At 38.9% G+C, this 17754-nt stretch carries 8 protein-coding genes and 1 pseudogene; 1 reads left to right on the top strand and 8 read right to left on the bottom strand.

The window, feature by feature from the left end:
• Window positions 1–24: 24 nt before the first annotated feature.
• From PHO71_RS08950 to PHO71_RS08985, 8 genes are all read right to left on the bottom strand, one after another.
• Window positions 25–2439, bottom strand: a complete 2415-nt coding sequence (locus PHO71_RS08950; RefSeq protein ID WP_300201938.1) for an SLBB domain-containing protein — start codon at window positions 2437–2439, stop codon at window positions 25–27.
• Window positions 2440–2562: 123 nt separating this feature from the next.
• A complete protein-coding gene (locus tag PHO71_RS08955; protein WP_300201941.1) occupies window positions 2563–3117 on the bottom strand; it encodes a UpxY family transcription antiterminator in 555 nt (184 codons plus the stop codon).
• A gap of 340 nt (window positions 3118–3457) precedes the next feature.
• Complete coding sequence (galB, locus tag PHO71_RS08960) at window positions 3458–5974, bottom strand: beta-galactosidase GalB (protein WP_300202033.1); 2517 nt, start codon at window positions 5972–5974, stop codon at window positions 3458–3460.
• A gap of 295 nt (window positions 5975–6269) precedes the next feature.
• Window positions 6270–8594 carry a glycoside hydrolase family 20 protein gene (locus tag PHO71_RS08965; RefSeq protein WP_300201944.1) on the bottom strand — a complete coding sequence of 775 codons (2325 nt, stop codon included), beginning with the start codon at window positions 8592–8594 and terminating at the stop codon, window positions 6270–6272.
• Window positions 8595–8646: 52 nt separating this feature from the next.
• The gene (locus tag PHO71_RS08970; RefSeq protein ID WP_300201947.1) at window positions 8647–11238 is read right to left on the bottom strand and encodes a glycoside hydrolase family 2 protein; all 2592 of its coding nucleotides are present in this window, start codon (window positions 11236–11238) and stop codon (window positions 8647–8649) included.
• Window positions 11239–11315: 77 nt separating this feature from the next.
• On the bottom strand, window positions 11316–13388 hold the full coding sequence (locus PHO71_RS08975) for a GDSL-type esterase/lipase family protein (protein WP_300201949.1): 2073 nt from the start codon (window positions 13386–13388) through the stop codon (window positions 11316–11318).
• Window positions 13389–13442: 54 nt separating this feature from the next.
• Window positions 13443–15461: a family 20 glycosylhydrolase gene (locus tag PHO71_RS08980; protein WP_300201952.1), complete on the bottom strand. Its 2019-nt coding sequence runs from the start codon at window positions 15459–15461 to the stop codon at window positions 13443–13445.
• A gap of 42 nt (window positions 15462–15503) precedes the next feature.
• Window positions 15504–17138 carry a sialidase family protein gene (locus tag PHO71_RS08985; RefSeq protein ID WP_300201956.1) on the bottom strand — a complete coding sequence of 545 codons (1635 nt, stop codon included), beginning with the start codon at window positions 17136–17138 and terminating at the stop codon, window positions 15504–15506.
• An 81-nt stretch (window positions 17139–17219) separates the two neighbouring features.
• Here PHO71_RS08985 and PHO71_RS08990 point away from each other — a divergent pair.
• A pseudogene (locus tag PHO71_RS08990) lies at window positions 17220–17741 on the top strand (MFS transporter); the annotation flags it as partial.
• Window positions 17742–17754 lie beyond the last annotated feature (13 nt).

Below are 17754 nucleotides of genomic sequence, written 5' to 3' on the forward strand. Positions count from 1 at the left end.
TAAAGCTATTCTTTCCCTATATATCTATTTTTTTATTAGATTAGCAACTGAAGCAATCATCAATCCTAATGAGCTGAAGGAAGTAGCATAACCTAAAATCTCGCCCATATTCACTTTCTTCTTAGATTTACTTGGAACTATAATCTCACAACCAGGCTCTATTTGTTTCTTACCATTACCTTTCACCTTGGTTACTTGACCATTCATATAAACAATAAACTTCTTGCTCTTCTTCGCATTGTCTGAATAACCGCCGGACTGATTCAAGTAGTAATTAATATCCTGTCCTTCTAGGTAAGACACGGTATTGGGCATCATTACAGCACCGTCAATGGTTACTGTATTTGTATTTTTTGGAATAGAAATTACATCGCCTTCACGTAATACAAGATCGGCCGAACTTTTCGGATTAGCGAGTGCTTTTTCCAAATCAATGCCTACAGTAAACGTGTTTTCAACTTCAATTCCTAAAGAATCGATCATCGCTTCTCCCAACTGACGACGCATCAAACGGATGACATCACCCATACGTTTCTTTTCACTGGGACTGGCAACACGAGTCAGTTTTGCTCCACGTAAGTAAGCGTAATTAGTGGCTCCACCGGCTTTGCTGATTAAATCGGATAGGCGTTCCTCGCGACTGGTCAAGGCGTAAGTACCATCAAAAAGGATTTCTCCTTGAATACCGACATTTTGCTGGGCCTGATAACTGGGACTTCTACGAACATAGACTTCATCATAAGGCTGAAGGACAAAGCCGGGCTGACCGTCTATGACAAAACCGTCTTTCAAGGAGAAGGAGAACATTTGACCTATTGTGTCATTGTCGGCTGTACTGCGAGGGTTTTTAATTCGTCTTGTTACATCCACTCGAACCGTAGAAGCAGCTTCACGCAAACCTCCCGCTTGAATAATCAAATCCTCCAAAGTCATATTATCAGCATAGGGATAGGAATCCGGTTTAGCGACTTCACCATGAACTGTTATGTTACCGCGATCTTCTAGATCGTGAATGCTGGGAATATAGAGTATATCGTTCTTCATCAAGGCGATATTGGGTATCGTACCGTCCATGATAGACTTAATGTCCACTGAAAGAACTTCTTTAGTCAAGTCTTCACGCTGACGATAAAGAACGGAACGATTTAAAAAAGCATCTCCTGTCAAGCCTTGGGCTTCGTTTACCAATTCGCGAATGGTATTGAGTTTTCCACTTAATTGATAGATACCGGGGCGGTAAACAGCTCCACGAATTTCTAACTTATTAGTAAAACGGTTAAGGATAGCCTCAGCTGTGACAACATCTCCATTGCGCATTTGATAAACACTGTAGTCTATGTCTTGCACTGTATTAACTTCGTATTCCTGACCATTCTGCCGTACTATACGCAAAGAACGGGTATACGCATCGGCATCAAAACCTCCGGCATACTTTATCAAAGTAGAAAGTGGTTCATCCTTTTTCATCTCAAAACGCATCGGACGTTTTACTTTACCACTAATCTTTACCAAGACTTCATAAGTAGGAACAATAACTACGTCTCCTTCCTGCAAACGGATATCGTCTTGAGTATTACCCTTCATTATAAATTCGTAAACGTCAATAGTAGCGATCTTCTTCCCATTTCGTACTAGTTGTACATTACGTAAACTACCAATATCACTTACTCCACCCGCACGATAAAGAGCATGAAAGACAGTAGAGAAGGAAGAAAGCGCATAAGTGCCGGGCTGAACAACTTCACCCATAATATTGATCTGAATAGTACGGATATTACCTAGTGTCAGGCGGATATCGGAACTGGGATCGGTAGCATTACTCAGACCATTATAGATTTTATTCAGGGATTTCTTGAGATAGTCATTTGCTTCAGAGACGGTTAATCCACTCAAATTAACAGGACCGATTTTTTGGATATTAATGGTTCCATCCGGTGAGATTGTTTGCCGAATGGTATTCTGACTGGCTCCCCAGATATCGATGATGACTTCGTCACCAGGACCTAGACGATAGTTGGATGGAGTGGCTAGATTGACACTGGGTTCGAAAGTTAAATTTTTAGTATTAAAAATGTTCCGACCAAATACTTGATCTTCATGGGCGAGATCCTGTGTGGTTGGGTTGTCTTCGAGCATATCGGAAGTATTCTCTTTCATTTCCTCACGAAGACGGGATTCATTCACATCCGTTCCGGTAGACTTGGAAGTATTGACATTATTCTGTTTTTCATACAATTCTTTCACACGCATTGCCTGTTCCTTGGTTACTCCTTTACGAGCTAATTCGGAGGCGAGTTGCTTCTGCTCCTTTCCTTGCTTGATACCTTCCTTTACGTATTCAAGTACTTGCAGGTCACTCATGGTCTGGGCCATTAGTGAAGAAGTACTTCCTAGCATCAAAGCAAATAGAAATACACTAAAAAGTTTTTGTATTCTCATCGATAATTAAAATTTTCAATAAATATAAAAAGTAGCTTTTGAATGGATGTGAAAAAGCAGGACTATTTAGAAAATAGCCTACAAACACGTCACACGCAGTACTGAAAAATTAAAAAGTTATGATTAGTTGATTTTCTCGCAATACCATTTGGGAATGTGTAGCATAACGCCAATAGTAGCCAAAGTAACGACTACATAATAGCTTTTCTTGTATTGCGTAAGTTTGCCTTCGAGTCCGGCAAACGGGCCACGGATTACCCGGACTGCTTGTCCTGGGCGGGCTTCAGCTGTTGTTGTATCAACATAGAGAGTTCCTTTGTAATTCGGATCACAGATGGCACGTAATTCCAGCATTTCTCCATCCGGAATTTCATAACCCTTACGTGTACTGCGATCTCGTACAATTAAAAAAGGAATAGGACATCCCTCAATTTTTTCTAAGAACTCTTTCTCTGTAAATGTTTTTTCAACAAACAATAAATTATGAACAGCAGGAGTGAGTCTACGATGCTTTTTGCCATCCAAAGTCTCTTGCTCCGTATAGCGCATCGGAATAAAATAGCTTATTCCCCTTTCTTCCAAAAATTTCCCCAAATGTTCTTCTTTACAATAGAAAGTCTGTATGGCATACCATACGCGTCGTTTTTCTATTTGCTGGTTGTTGCCCCGCTCATTCATTATTTACACCATCCCCTAGTTTTTTTATTAGATTTTATAGCATCTTAAAAGACAAAAGCGCCCTGACACCCATAAATGAAATCCATTTATGAATCAGTAGCGCATCTCTTAAGGATTTAGCCTTTTTATCTTACCTCCATATAAGAACTTATGTTCATAGAGGAACGGATACAGTACTAAAACACTGCAAAAGTAATACAATTTAATAAAAGAACATACTTTTATCACTTTAATTTTATCAACTACAATATTAATCTACTTTCAGAGACTAAAGGAAATCCCTCTAAGTATTTTTCAATGAAACACTTAGAGGGATCCTGAATTTAATAAAATATTTTTCTTATTTTACATTTATCGAAGAACTTTCAAGGGTTAGGACTCCTTTTTTCAAACCTTTACCTGTGGCTTCAAGTATAATCATACCAGGTTGTTCCGTTGAAGAAACGATAGCTGTCATCATGCCATTAAAGACTCTCATCTTCGGAGATTGGAAAGACTCCAAAGAAGCTGCATTTCCATTAGCTCCGGCACGATATGTACCTGCCCCTTTCACTTTAAAGCTAATCTCATGAGAGGCTGTCGGACAAAGATTTCCTTTTTTGTCTACCACTTTCACCGTAACAAATGAAAGATCTTTTCCATCAGCTTCTATCCTATCACGATCGGCTACCAACTCAATATGATCCGGCTTTCCTGCTCTATGAATTACTTTTTCAGCCACTGCTTTTCCATTCTCATCATAAGCAACCACTTTGACAGTTCCGGGTTCATACTTTGTATCCATCCACATCAAACGATAACGTGTCTGACGTTTCAAATTCATAATAGAAACGGAATCGGCACTGTTATCTATTGTCACAGAAAAATCTTTCGTACGTTTTCCCTGACTCTTGCCATTGATAAATAATTCTGCCGAAGGATAGTTAGTATAAACAAAAACCGGAGTAACTTCGCCTTCACGACCTTCCCAATTCCAATGTGGAAGGATATGCAATGTCTCTTCTCCTTTATTCCAATGACTGCGATAAAGGTAATAACGGTCCTTAGGCAGACCTGCCAGATCGATTATACCGAACAACGAAGAATGGCTTGGCCAATCTGTATAATAAGGTGTCGGTTCACCCAGATAATCAAAACCTGTCCACAGAAATTCTCCTATGCAATAGGGTAAATCTTCATGTTGAATAAAATCATCTTCAGGAAGATTAGACCAAGAGCATGATTCTACATCGTAGGAAGAAGACTGATGATCGTCATATTTCTTCATCCATTGACGGGTAAGAGGAAATTTATAGACACCACGGGCACTGACTGTAGAAGCCGTTTCACTACCCAATACAATCCGTTGGGGAAGTTTTTTATAATTCTCCTGGTATTTATGAGGACGATAATTGAATCCGGGAACATCCATCACTGCTGCCATATTATTATTGACTACAGCATCCGGTGCATCCATACCTTGTGTGACAGGGCGAGTCGGATCTTCGCGATGACAAATATCTTGTAAGAAAAGAGACATTTTAGCTCCTGTTCCATTTTGCCACTGTTCGGACACTTCATTCCCAACGCACCACATTACTACACTCGGATTATTACGATAATGATGTATCAGGCTAGTCAGGTCTTTCTCAACCCATTCATCAAATACAAGATGGTAGCCATTCTTAACTTTGGCTGCTTTCCATTCGTCGAAGGATTCAGCCATTATCATGATTCCCATTTCATCACAGGCTTTAATCAATTCCGGTGCCGGCATATTATGGGATGTACGGATGGCATTGCAACCCATATCTTTCAGAATACGGATTTGACGACGGATAGCCGCATCATTGACGGCAGTACCCAAAGGACCAAGATCATGATGATTGCATACTCCCTTAAAAACCGTTCTTTTTCCATTCAGATAAAAACCTTTATCGGGAATGATCTCAATGGTTCGTATACCGAAAGAGGTAGTATACTCGTCTTTCAACACCTCTCCTTCATAAACTTTCGATATCGCCTGATAAAGATTTGGAGTTGCGGGACTCCATAAAGCCGGAGAAGTAACGACTAGTTCTTGGCTAAAAGTATTGTTTTCAAAACGGTTACCCTGTTTTTCATTAGTAGCTACTACTTTGCCATTCTTATCCAACAAATCAGTTACAATACGATATTTATCGAAGTTTTTACCAGCGGGTACTACAAGTATTGTCTTCAAGTTTACTTTCGCATAATCATCTTTTACAACCGGAGTTGTCAGTTGTGTACCCCACGTTGGAATATGGGCATCCTCTGTTATCACCAGATGTACATTTCTGTAAAGTCCGGCACCAGGATACCAACGGGAAGATTCTGGTTTATTTTCTAAACGGACAGCCAATATATTTGATGCTCCTTCTTTTAAATAAGGAGTGACATCCAAATAGAAAGAATTATAACCATATGGCCAATAACCCGCCTCTTGTCCATTCACATAAACACGGGCATGACTCATAGCGCCATCAAAAATAAGGGTAGCTTTCTTTCTTTTCGTAAAAGAAGGAGCTTCAAACTGTAACCGATACCAACCGACTCCTACAAAAGGGAGCCCTCCGGTACGTCCTGCATGTTCCATCGCCTCTTTTTGCCCATCTTGCGAAATGGCTGTCATTTGTTTATCATTGTCTATACCAAATGGTCCATAAATTGCCCAATCATGGGGTACTACCACTGATTGCCATTTAGTATCACTATAATCGGGCTGAAAAAATTCAGTATTGTCCTCACGTGTAAACTTCCACCCTTTTTCAAAAGTATAAGAAGTACGTACTTGCGCATTCAACACACTGAAAAATGAAAGGATAACCAGTCCTAATAGAATTTTAGTTTTTATCATCATAAATATCTGTCTTCAATTTGATTTCACGATTATTTCATTTGTAAAAATCCATCTACCAAATTACTTATCGCCACATACATTTCTTGTACACAAAGAGGCTGTCTCAAAATACTGATTAGCTTATTCTTCTGTTATCCCAGACAGCTTGAAGAATCTTCTCTTTTATTCTTATAGAAAAAATTCTTCATTATGTTCAGAATGACAGAGCAAAATAATAGCGATTATCAATTTTGATTCAGCCTCTTTAATTATAAGAAAAGATAAACTTTAAAGTATTTTTTTTATCTATTTATTAATTAATAGTGATTTCATCTACAAATAAGAAACCTGTATTACCCTTTCCGACATGCCATTCCGGAATCTGTTTTTCGGATAAAGCAATAACTTTTACATATTGTACTTTTATCGGAGTGAAATCCAATTTATGCTCAAAAACTCCATTTTTGTCTGTTTCCTTCATAGCCGGATATTCTTCAAAAGCTATTTTTCTGAAGTTTTTACCGTCTTCTGATACTTCTACAGATAGTCCTCTTGCATCAAATACCCAATCACCCTTTTCCACACAAGTAGATATCGCAACACTTGAAATCTCTGTCGGTTGCTGAAGGTTCATGGTTACGTCCATATCGTTTTTGTTGAATGCAATCCAACGACCGGTTTTATAATTACCATTTCCTTTCAAACCGTCTACTAATGTAGCTACACCTTTGAATTCGTATTGTTTATTGACAGGTTGATTAGCTATAATTGACTTCATACTAGATTTACTAAAATCTATTTTTTCTGAAATCTTACGACTCTTTGCGGTCGGACGGATTGCAACTGCTGTTAATGTTCCATTCTCTTTTATCTTCAACATACCTTCGTACAATGGAGAAGTTGCAGTAGGCTCTGTACCATCTAACGTATAATGAATAGGTGCATTATCAATCGTTGTCAGCGTGATGTCTAATGTACCGTCTGTCGGATTCGGAGTAAATTCAGCTGTTACATCAAATACATGTTTTGCATAGTTGTATCCCTCAATTTCGTACCATTCTATCAATTGAGGAAGACGAGATAAGAAATTTGAAAAATTCTTCTTATCAGACATAGTCCATTGAACTTCGCTCAATGCAGCCCAACGTGGCAATACCATATACTGAGCATGAGAGAAAGTAGAAATGTATTCTGTCCAAAGATTAGCCTGCACGCCTATAATATGTTTCTGTTCTTCCGGAGTAAGTGAAGATGGGGTAGGTTCGTAGCTATAAACTTTATCAATAGGTACATAACCACCAATACCCAAAGGTTCGTTTTCTACATCTTTAGTCTGGTAATAATCAAAATAAAGATAAGTATTAGGAGTCATAATTACATCATGTTTTTGCTTAGCAGCTTCGATACCACCAGCTTCTCCACGCCATGACATCACTGTTGCATTAGGAGCAAGTCCACCTTCCAAAATCTCATCCCAACCAATAATCTGGCGACCATGGTCATTCAGAAATTTCTCTGCATGATTGATTACAAAGCTTTGTAAACGCTCTTCTTTACTATGAGATGCATCTGAGTGTAAACCTAATGCTTTGATACGTGCCTGACACTTTGGACATTTTTCCCATTGTGTCTTCGGACATTCGTCACCACCGACATGAATATATTCTGAAGGGAAGATTTCCATTACTTCAGTCAGTACATCATCAATAAATTGCAAGGTTTTATCATTTCCGGCACAAAGCACATTGTCTGATACTCCCCATATTTTCCATACTTCATAAGGACCACCTGTACACCCCAATTCCGGATAAGCAGCAAGAGCAGCTTGCATATGTCCCGGAAGGTCGATTTCCGGAATAACGGTAATATAACGGTCAGCTGCATAAGCTACAATATCTTTAACTTGTTCCTGTGTGTAAAATCCACCGTAAGGTTTACCGTCATACTCACCGGAATTACGTCCTATTACAGTTTCTGAACGTTTAGAACCGATTTCCGTTAATTCCGGATATTTTTTGATTTCCAAACGCCAGCCTTGATCTTCAGTAAGGTGCCAATGTAAACGGTTCATGTTGTGTAATGTCATCATATCAATATAAGTCTTCACCTCATCTACTGTAAAGAAGTGACGTCCTACATCGAAATGTGCACCACGATAGCTAAAGCGAGGATAATCATTAATTTCCACAGCGGGTAATGAAATATCTCCCTCTATTACGATAGGCAATGATTTACGTAAGGATTGAATTCCATAAAAAACTCCGGCTTCTGTAGGAGCCGTAATCGTAATTCCATCACTCGCCACCTTTAATTGATAGGCTTCAAGATTTTCAGACTCTAATCCCAACGACAGTACAATTGCATTTTGTCCTTTCGTACCTGCTTCAATAGCAAAGTCTTTTCCGGTTGATGCTTTCAAATAATCAGCTAGAAACTCTGCATTGTTCTGCATCTTCTCATTCCCTTCGGGGTAGAGAATCTTAACACCACTCTTTAGGACAAAAGGATCTCCCTGAGTGGTCACTATTTCCTGCGGCAATGGAATAATCTGGTAATTTGCTTCTTGTTGTACTGATTGACAAGAAGTAGCAATTCCCATAATTGCCAGGCATCCGGTTAATTTTAAGAACTGTTTCATAAAATAAAAATTAGGGGTTAGTTAATAAATTTGTTAGTTAATAAATTGGGGTTTAATTATAAGTTTCACGAATATGCTTGATTTTCAGAGGTAACTTCTGTCCTTTTTTTATAAAAGGAGAAGTTATAACAATCGTCTTACGTTCTCCCGGTAAAAGATCAAAGAAGTTATCACTGAAATGAGCTCCCTGAAAGGGGACTTCTATAAATACATCTTTAGCTAATTTGGAAGAAATGATGGTTAATTCACACTTACCAGCTGTCTGTTTCATCTTATAGTTAATTGTTGTTTGAGGCAGAAACAGTTCTTTCGTCTTTCTGAAGAAATGGATTGACTCTGCAAGAACCTGTCCTGATTTATTTTTAAGTGTTAGTTGTAAGAGACAATGTTGAAGTTGTTCCGGGGTCAGTTTGGTCTTGAAATCTTCTTTGTAAACACACAAAGAAGTATTCGAAGGAACAGTCAATGAGTTTATCAAAATCTTCTTGTTTATTGGTTTCCCTTCAAAATCAAGAACTTTCATCTCCAACTTCATTTGTTCTATTGTATCCAGCCGATCAGAAAGCAGATAAATACATAAGCTGTCATTCTGTTGTATAGGATTAATCAAAAGCGGTTCAAAAGCACGTTTTGCCTCATAATGCAAAGCTTTCCAATTGCCATAATAATCGATACTAGACCAAGATACAACCGGCCAACTGTCATTCAACTGCCAATACATAGTACCCATGCAATAGGGACGATTACGACGATGGGCTTCTAATCCATGCCGTATTCCTTTTCCTTGTAAGACTAATCCTACATACACAAAATCTTCAAATTTATCTGGAACAATATAGTCGCGTTCCATATAAGTACGAATCAATGAGTTACCGATACTGCTCTTCTGGTGTGCATTCATCACTTTGGATTCAATCTGATAATCTTCAGAAGCAGCAAAAGTTGCTATAGTTTTCATTTCTGGAAATGACTGGAAGCCAAATTCACTCATAAAACGAGGAATATCCGTATCTGAGGATTCAAATGGTTTCTTGCCGTACCAGACTCCCCAATTGTGACTATCTCCTATTCCCCATGATTCAGGTCGTCCCCAATTAGCAAAATAAGGAGAACTGTGTACATAAAATCGGTCGGAATCAAATTTATCCACCATGGCAGGAAGCAATTCACGGAACAATTTGTCATAACCTCTTAGCATTCCCTGATATACTTCAGGGGTAATTTTTTTCTGAAAACCCCAATATTTTAAGGCTTCCAATATTTCATTATTACCACACCACATAGCCAAAGAGGCATGATTACGAAGTCGCCGGATATTAAAATCAGCCTCCGCCTCGACTCTTTTCATAAAAGTCGGATCTGAAGGATACGGGGTACAAGCAAACATAAAATCCTGCCACACCAGAATTCCATTTTCATCTGCTAAATCATAGAAACGATTATCTTCATAAACTCCCCCTCCCCATACACGAACAATATTCATATTTGCCTCACGAATATCACGAAACAAATTCTGATAACGTTCAGTGGTGACCGAAGGAAGCATTACATCCTGAGGAATGTAGTTGGCACCTTTAGCAAACATAGGAATACCATTTACTTCAAAATAAAAGGATTCTCCATCTTTATCTTTTTCATTCACCAAGCGGATTGTACGCAAGCCAATTCGATGAGTTTGCTCGGCAATTATATTTCCATTGACTAGTATTTGAGCAGAGAAATCATATAAAACAGGTTTTCCCCAACCATTGGGCATCCAACGAATAGGTTGAGATATTTCTACAGGTAGTGTTATATGATTAGTGCCGGGACGTAGTATTACCGATTTCTTTTCTCCTATGATAGCACTTCCGTCTAAAGAAACATTGATTTTAATTTCTGCAGTTGTTTCTTTCGAAATATTATCAATAATCAATTCATTGGATAAGTTTGCAGCCTCATCCGTCAATGATGTCTGTTTTACATGATAATCAGAAATAGTTGCCACATCATAGAAGCGAAGTGCTACGGGGCGCCAAATACCGCTTGTCACCATTCTGATTCCCCAATCCCAACCATAACTATATGGAGCTTTACGAGTGAAAACACTTAAGTGTTTTTCATGATGGTCATTATCGGCAGGATAATTGAATCCATTGGATGCGTATTGAGGTAACGTCTGACGAATAGGTGAATGAAAATAAATCTGAAGATGATTCTCTCCTTTACGTAATACTGGTTTTACCGGAAGAGCATAACCAACGAACATATTGTCTGCTTTTAGCAACAGAGCTCCATTAAGATATACATCGGCATAAGTGTCAAGCCCCTCAAAAACAAGCTGAGCTCCATCTCTGCTCAATTGTTCCTCGGATACTATAAAGGAAGTTTTATATTCCCAGTCTTTATCCTCTACCCATTGGATTTTTTCTTCATTAGTACCGTAAAAAGGATTTGGTAATAAGTTATAATGGATTAAGTCCTGATGGACTGTACCGGGTACGGTAGCCGACATCCATTTATCTATTCCAGCTTGTGAAAACTCCCAACCAGTGTCCAGAATGACAATTTCAGAAGTATCATTTCTCTGAGCATAAGCCATAGTGCAGCAGCATAACAATCCATATGCTATTTTGCTCACTTTTCCTGTTAAATTTAAAATCATAGTGGGGGCATTAGATATTTAACGGAGTAAAGATACTATTTTTTTGTCAAATCTTTACTATAAAACATACAAAATTCTTATTTCACCGGAATTTCGGCCATAAAGGTAGAAGCCGGAAGAGATACCTGATTTATCAAATTGGCTCGGGTAAAAGGCTGCCATCCATATCTTACGTATCGAGGTTTTGGAACCTCCTTGCTACGGATTTTCACTTGTTCTCCTACGATCTCTGCTATTGCAGGATAATATAGACCTTCTATTTCTGCCACTTCAAAGGTACGTAATGATTTCCCATCAGAGCTCTTCATTCCTTGTCCATAATCAAAAGACAAAAATACGGCTCCACCCCGACTAATAGCACTACGAAATAAAGGGCCGGAAGGTATTATATCCCTTGAGTAGGTCTTGTTCAATGCCCAACGTGCCAAGCGTTCACCAATTGGTTGCTTACAGTTAGGATGAACATTTAATGAATCGCCATGATCAATGGACACAGCCATACCTGTATATGGAATTTCTTCAATTAATCGTCGTTGGCTATCACGAAACCAAGGCCAGGAAGGACGGTCTATACCAGACAACTGTACAAAATAAAAAGGTAAATAATCATCATTCCATTTTTTTCGCCAACTCTGTACCAATAGTTTAAAGAGTTTCTCATGAGCTTCCCAGTTATGTGCATTCGACTCTCCTTGATACCAAACGACACCTTTAATAGGATATTGCTCCAAAGGACAGATGCCTGATTCATATAGATAACTAGGCTCATAAGGGTGACGTTGGAATTGATCTGTTGATTTCTTAATATTTAGTGCTGCTCGTTCACGCGTCCATCCTTGTATAAAGTCATTATTCAGCCAATCTTTTAAGATAGCCGGAAACTCATATTCGAGTGATGATCTATCCACCCAAGATTCTATAGGAGATCCACCAATCGCATTACAAATCAAACCAATCGGAACTTGCAGACTATCACGCAATGCTTTTCCAAAGTAATAAGCTATTGCTGAAAAATCGGAAGCAGTTGCAGGAATACAAGTTTTCCATTCGGTATTTCGATAATATTGAAGATGGTTTAATGAACCAAGTACTGTTGCATCCCACTCTACTGCATCGGTATGCCAACGTGCTTTCATGTCATATAAATGAATTTGCTGATCAGTAGCTTGTGGTATATCCTTTTTTGCTGTTGAACTATGTTTTAACATAAACGCCATATTCGATTGTCCTGAACAAAGCCACACTTCTCCAGCCAATACATTATTATATTGAAGCTTTTGATTAGCTGTCCCTATTTTCAAGGTATAAGGTCCACCGGTTTTTAAAGGACGAAGTTTGATAGACCATTTTCCATCCAGTCCTGTTTTTGTCTTCAAGTGTTGATTAGAAATACTTATTGTCACTTGTTCTTCGGCATTAGCTTTGCCTTGAATTGTCAATGGAGTATCTCGTTGCAACACCATATTATCGGTATAGAGCATCGACATTTTTAGACCTCCATAATCACCGGTAATGGCAGAATAGACTGTTTGAGCCATAATAGATGCTCCTTCCTGATTAGGATGGACCGCATCTGGCAACATAAAAGGATACAAATGTAAAGGAGTATAAAAGTTTATTAATTGTACTCCGGTATAACGGGCTACATTCTCAATAGCTAACTGAATTTCTCCATGCCAATCGCGGGTTCCTGACAAAAAACGAGGATGTCTGTCAGTAATCGGAGTCATTAGGGCAATCAGAATACGAACTTTCGGGTTCACATTTCGGAAAGAGTTAATCAATGCAACATAGTCTCTTACAAAATCATCACGATAATTAGGCCAATTACGCGGATCTGTATCATTGATGCCCAAATGAATAATAACTATATCTCCTGCAAAATCGATAGCTTTCCTATATTCTTCCTGTTGTGTGTATGGATAATGCCCTCTATTTAATAAAGTAGCACCAGGTTTACCAAAATTACTGACCTCATAAGATTCACCAAGCATTTTCTGTAACTGTGCCGGATATGACTGTGTATTTCGATCGGGTAAACTATAACCATACGTTATGCTATTACCGATACACGCTACTTTTTTACGCTGTTGAGCATTGACAAAAAGAGTCATAACCAAGCATATATAAACAAATACGAGCTTTTTCATTTTTCACAAATGTATGATTTTATAATTCCGATCCTATAACTATATCTATCATCATTACAATCTTTTCTCCGGTGAATAGACCAAACCTTCCACAGCCTTCTCACCATCAAGAGTTACGAATATAGTAGTAAACATCCATTTTACCAAACGAACTTCATTAGTTGTGAATTTACCAACCGGAAGTTTTAGCAGTACCTTATTCCAACCTTTATTCAAATGAACCTTCAAAAGAGCACGAGCTATACAGTTCTCATTGCCTAATGCAATTTCCTGACTTCTTTCCCGATGAGTAGCAGTCCATACAGGTGGCAATATTTCCTGATCATTTAACCAAATACGACTTTCTTTATAATCCCATTTACCTGGCAAAGGGGGCAAATCGCTTTCTGAACGTCCATAATTCTGGAATTCCGCCCATAAACCAACATCCTGCTTTTGAGGAGAATATACATAAGTGTAGGCATAAGCAGTATGATTTTCTTGCGGATCTTTATAAAAAGCAGGTACAATATTCCCCCAAACGTGTCGCAGATAAATGCCCGCCCCTATTGCCGGACGTACTTTATATTGTTTACCTTGATAAATATACGAATCGTTGAGTACATTTTCCGGAGGAAAAACTTTTGTCAGATCACCTCCGTTCGGGAAAGCATCTGTAATATTCCACTTCACATTTGTCTGTCGGACATAAGCAAACGGATAATTATTAAACAAGTGCTCTTTATACCATAGCATACGATACTCAAAATCTACAAAATCACGAAAGATTTCGGAATTCTCGTCTGTAGGAAGAATGGTCCCTTGTTCATCAAAATATTCAGTTCCCCCTCCTTTCCACGCACGTTCTGCGATAGCCAGCATATTCGGATAGAAATTATTCTCCAGAATTATATTTTGCTCACTATTCAATAGACGGTCATTCCAAACCCCTAAAATGACCCCGGCAAGATCATCACTACCAATTCCTTCATTGTAAATCCGACTATTGTATAATGCAATAATGTCACCAAAAGTATCGAAATGATTCAAATAATGAAACCGGGAATCGATAGCCGGAATACCTTCCTGAGCTTTGCCACGATAACTCCAGAGTTGAGTCATGTCAATCTCTCCCAAATTATATTTCCATCCCGGATTCCATGAAATCACTTTTTTCCCTTTAGATCGTACATATGCTACCATTTCAGGAACAAATTCCGGATTGGTGAATCCAACTTCATCTGTTCCAATATGCATATAAGGGACATCGAACGTATCACAGATCTCATCCAATAGCAGCTTCAATATTTTCATGCCTTCCGGTGTTTGCATATCGTGACGGAAAGTACGTACAAAAGCTGCACTATGTCCCGGCATATCTATCTCCGGAATTAACAGCACTTGATGAGCTTTACAAAAAGCCACCAATTCTCTGGCTTCCTCCAAGGTATAATATTTGCCAGGAAAACGAGTCATGTTTGTACTATCGTTCAACATTGGAAATATTTTACTTTGCAAACGCCACGCTTGGTTTTCCGTCAAATGCCAATGAAATACATTGATTTTAAATTTTGAAAGGATAGCAATCTCTCCCTTTAGCTCCTCCAACGACAGATAACTACGTCCGACATCCTGCATAAATCCTCGAATTCGAAAAGCAGGCCAATCTAATATTTCACACCCATCAAAACGGATCTTTGTCTCTGAGTTCTTAGCCAGTTGTGCTAACGTTTGCATAGCCCAATATACTCCACGTTCTGTAATAGCTTCAATCTTTATTTTTCGTTTACTCACTTTCAGATGATAAGCTTCTTCCTGATTGACGGATACACCCTTCAGAGAGGAAAGCAATACAACTTCTATTACTGAACTTGCATTAGAGTCTATATCCCCACCGTGCTCTCTAATAAAATCCACCCATTCCTTTTGAAGAACCGGAGTAATCAGATTAATTTTATTCAACGTAAAATCAGAACCGTGAGAAAAAAAGTATTGTGGTTTAGGCAATAGAAGATTATCAGCTACCGTAGCAGTTGATACCAAACAAAAAACAGACCAAAGGAAAATTGTATAAATAATATGATTATATTTCATGCATTCTATGTCTATTAGATAAAAGAAATTTCTTGCAAACAATTACTGTTGTACAATATCAGTAAATTTCACAGACTGGAATGTCATATGTGCCACACTACTTTCATACAAAATTCCAATTGTTTCTTTATCAACCATAGTCAGACAAGTATATCCCCACCCTTCTGCTTCATCCAGTAATAACTGATGTTCAGGCAGCCAAGTAAGTCCTCCATCCAAACTTGCTTTGATGGTAATATGATTTCGTCCTTTTGTAGTATTGGGGTTAGAAAAGAAAAGAATATCTTTATTTAAGGCATTATCTTCAGCACTGACATGAATAATACTTGCCATACATACCGATTCCTGCAATGCTTTACGTGATGAAGGATGTTCCGTCCATGTTTTACCTAAATCTTTCGTTATAGAGACAGCTCTACTCCCTCCACGATTATCTCGCATATTCAGCATCAGTACTCCCGACTCCACTTCAACGACTTGCGCCTCAGTGGTATTCGTCCGTGCAAGGTTGTGCATTTTCCATGTTTTTCCCCTGTCTTTACTATACATAATACCAGCATTAGGTACACGTGTAGAATCGATAAACTGAGTGGGAAATACTAAAGTCCCGTCATTCATTGTAATACCCCGTCCCGGTCCCTGAAGCAAGAAATACCAGGACGGATCTTTCACCTGCTCTGTTATGTTCATTGGCTTCGACCAGGTTTTACCGTCATCCGTACTTTTTGCCATCACTAATTGTGCTGTATGATTCAAATCCATACCCGGATGTGAGCTCCACCATGCACGTTGATTTCCCATTCCATGTGTCCATGCAGCAACTATCCATACTGTATTTGTCTTAGTATCTACCAAAATAGAGGGGTCTCCTACCCCATTCTGTGCAGCCGGTAGTCCGCCATATTCACCAAAAGAGAGAGGTAGACGCATTTTTTTCCAGGTTTTTCCGCCATCCGCACTACGACTCAGACCTATATTTACATATTCCTGCAAATCGACACTACTATTATATCGGACATCATATACACCTAATAATGTTCCTTTATTCGTAGTAACTAACCCTGGAATACGGAAAGATGCAGAACTGTCATTACCGGCATGGCGTACTCCGACACCCATACGATGAACAATATCTTTTGATGAAACTGATTGACAGATAGCAGCCTTCCCATCTACCTTTACCGACTGTAATGAAGAACTTATTTTTGTATGTAAAGAAGTACCAGATTTCATCTGCAAACTAATCCAAAAGAAATTTACACCGGGAAACAACTGATAATTACTCTTTAATACAACCTTACCAGAAGGTTTCAGTACCTCTGCACATTTTATTGAATAAGAGGGATTAGCTGCTAAAGTTTCTCCCGGGCGATGACTGGAAATATATTCAACAGGAGCAAATCTTTTTTTTCCTTTATCTTGCAAAGCTTCCGTTCCTCCATAATAAAGTTTGACCGCTTGAATATCTGAGACATTTGTGCTTTTACTAAAATCCAGAAGTACTTCATTTAACACCTTACTTTCTTTGGCATCTAAACGAAGATAAAATAACACATTATCTTGGCGTTCAATCAAAATAGGAATCTGTGTTTCACGTATATGCACTGTATCCGAAGCCTTTAGAGAAAAGGAAAATCCTAATAAAATCAGGAAAAGTAAACAACGACTTGTTTTCATAAATTGGGGGTATTAGTTAGTTTTTAACGGTGTAAAGATATAACTTTCCGACTAATTTTCAGACAAGAAGCATCAACTCTTTCTTTATTTTACCAAGTTCTCGTAGGACTAGTCAATACGCTCACCACCATCCTTGCCCTTACCATCATCGACAAAGTGGGTCGTAAAACCTTGGTATACTACGGAGTCTCCGGGATGGTCATCTCCCTGCTTCTTATCGGGTCCTACTTCCTTTACGGTGAAACTCTGGGCATCTCCAGCCTCTTCCTGCTAACCTTCTTTCTATTCTATGTATTCTGCTGCGCCGTCTCCATCTGCGCCGTAATATTCGTACTCCTCTCAGAGATGTACCCCACCAAAGTACGCGGACTCGCCATGTCCATAGCCGGCTTCGCCCTATGGATCGGAACGTACCTGATCGGACAGCTAACCCCCTGGATGCTCCAAAACCTGACCCCCGCCGGAACATTCCTCCTGTTCGCCCTCATGTGCGTGCCTTATATGCTCATCGTCTGGAGACTCGTGCCGGAAACCACCGGCAAGTCCCTGGAAGAAATAGAAAGATACTGGACCCGTTCGGAACAGTCAGAGAAAAGACCTTAATAACAATAAACTA

The organism is Bacteroides sp. (genome assembly GCF_028690125.1).
Taxonomy (GTDB): Bacteria; Bacteroidota; Bacteroidia; order Bacteroidales; family Bacteroidaceae; genus Bacteroides.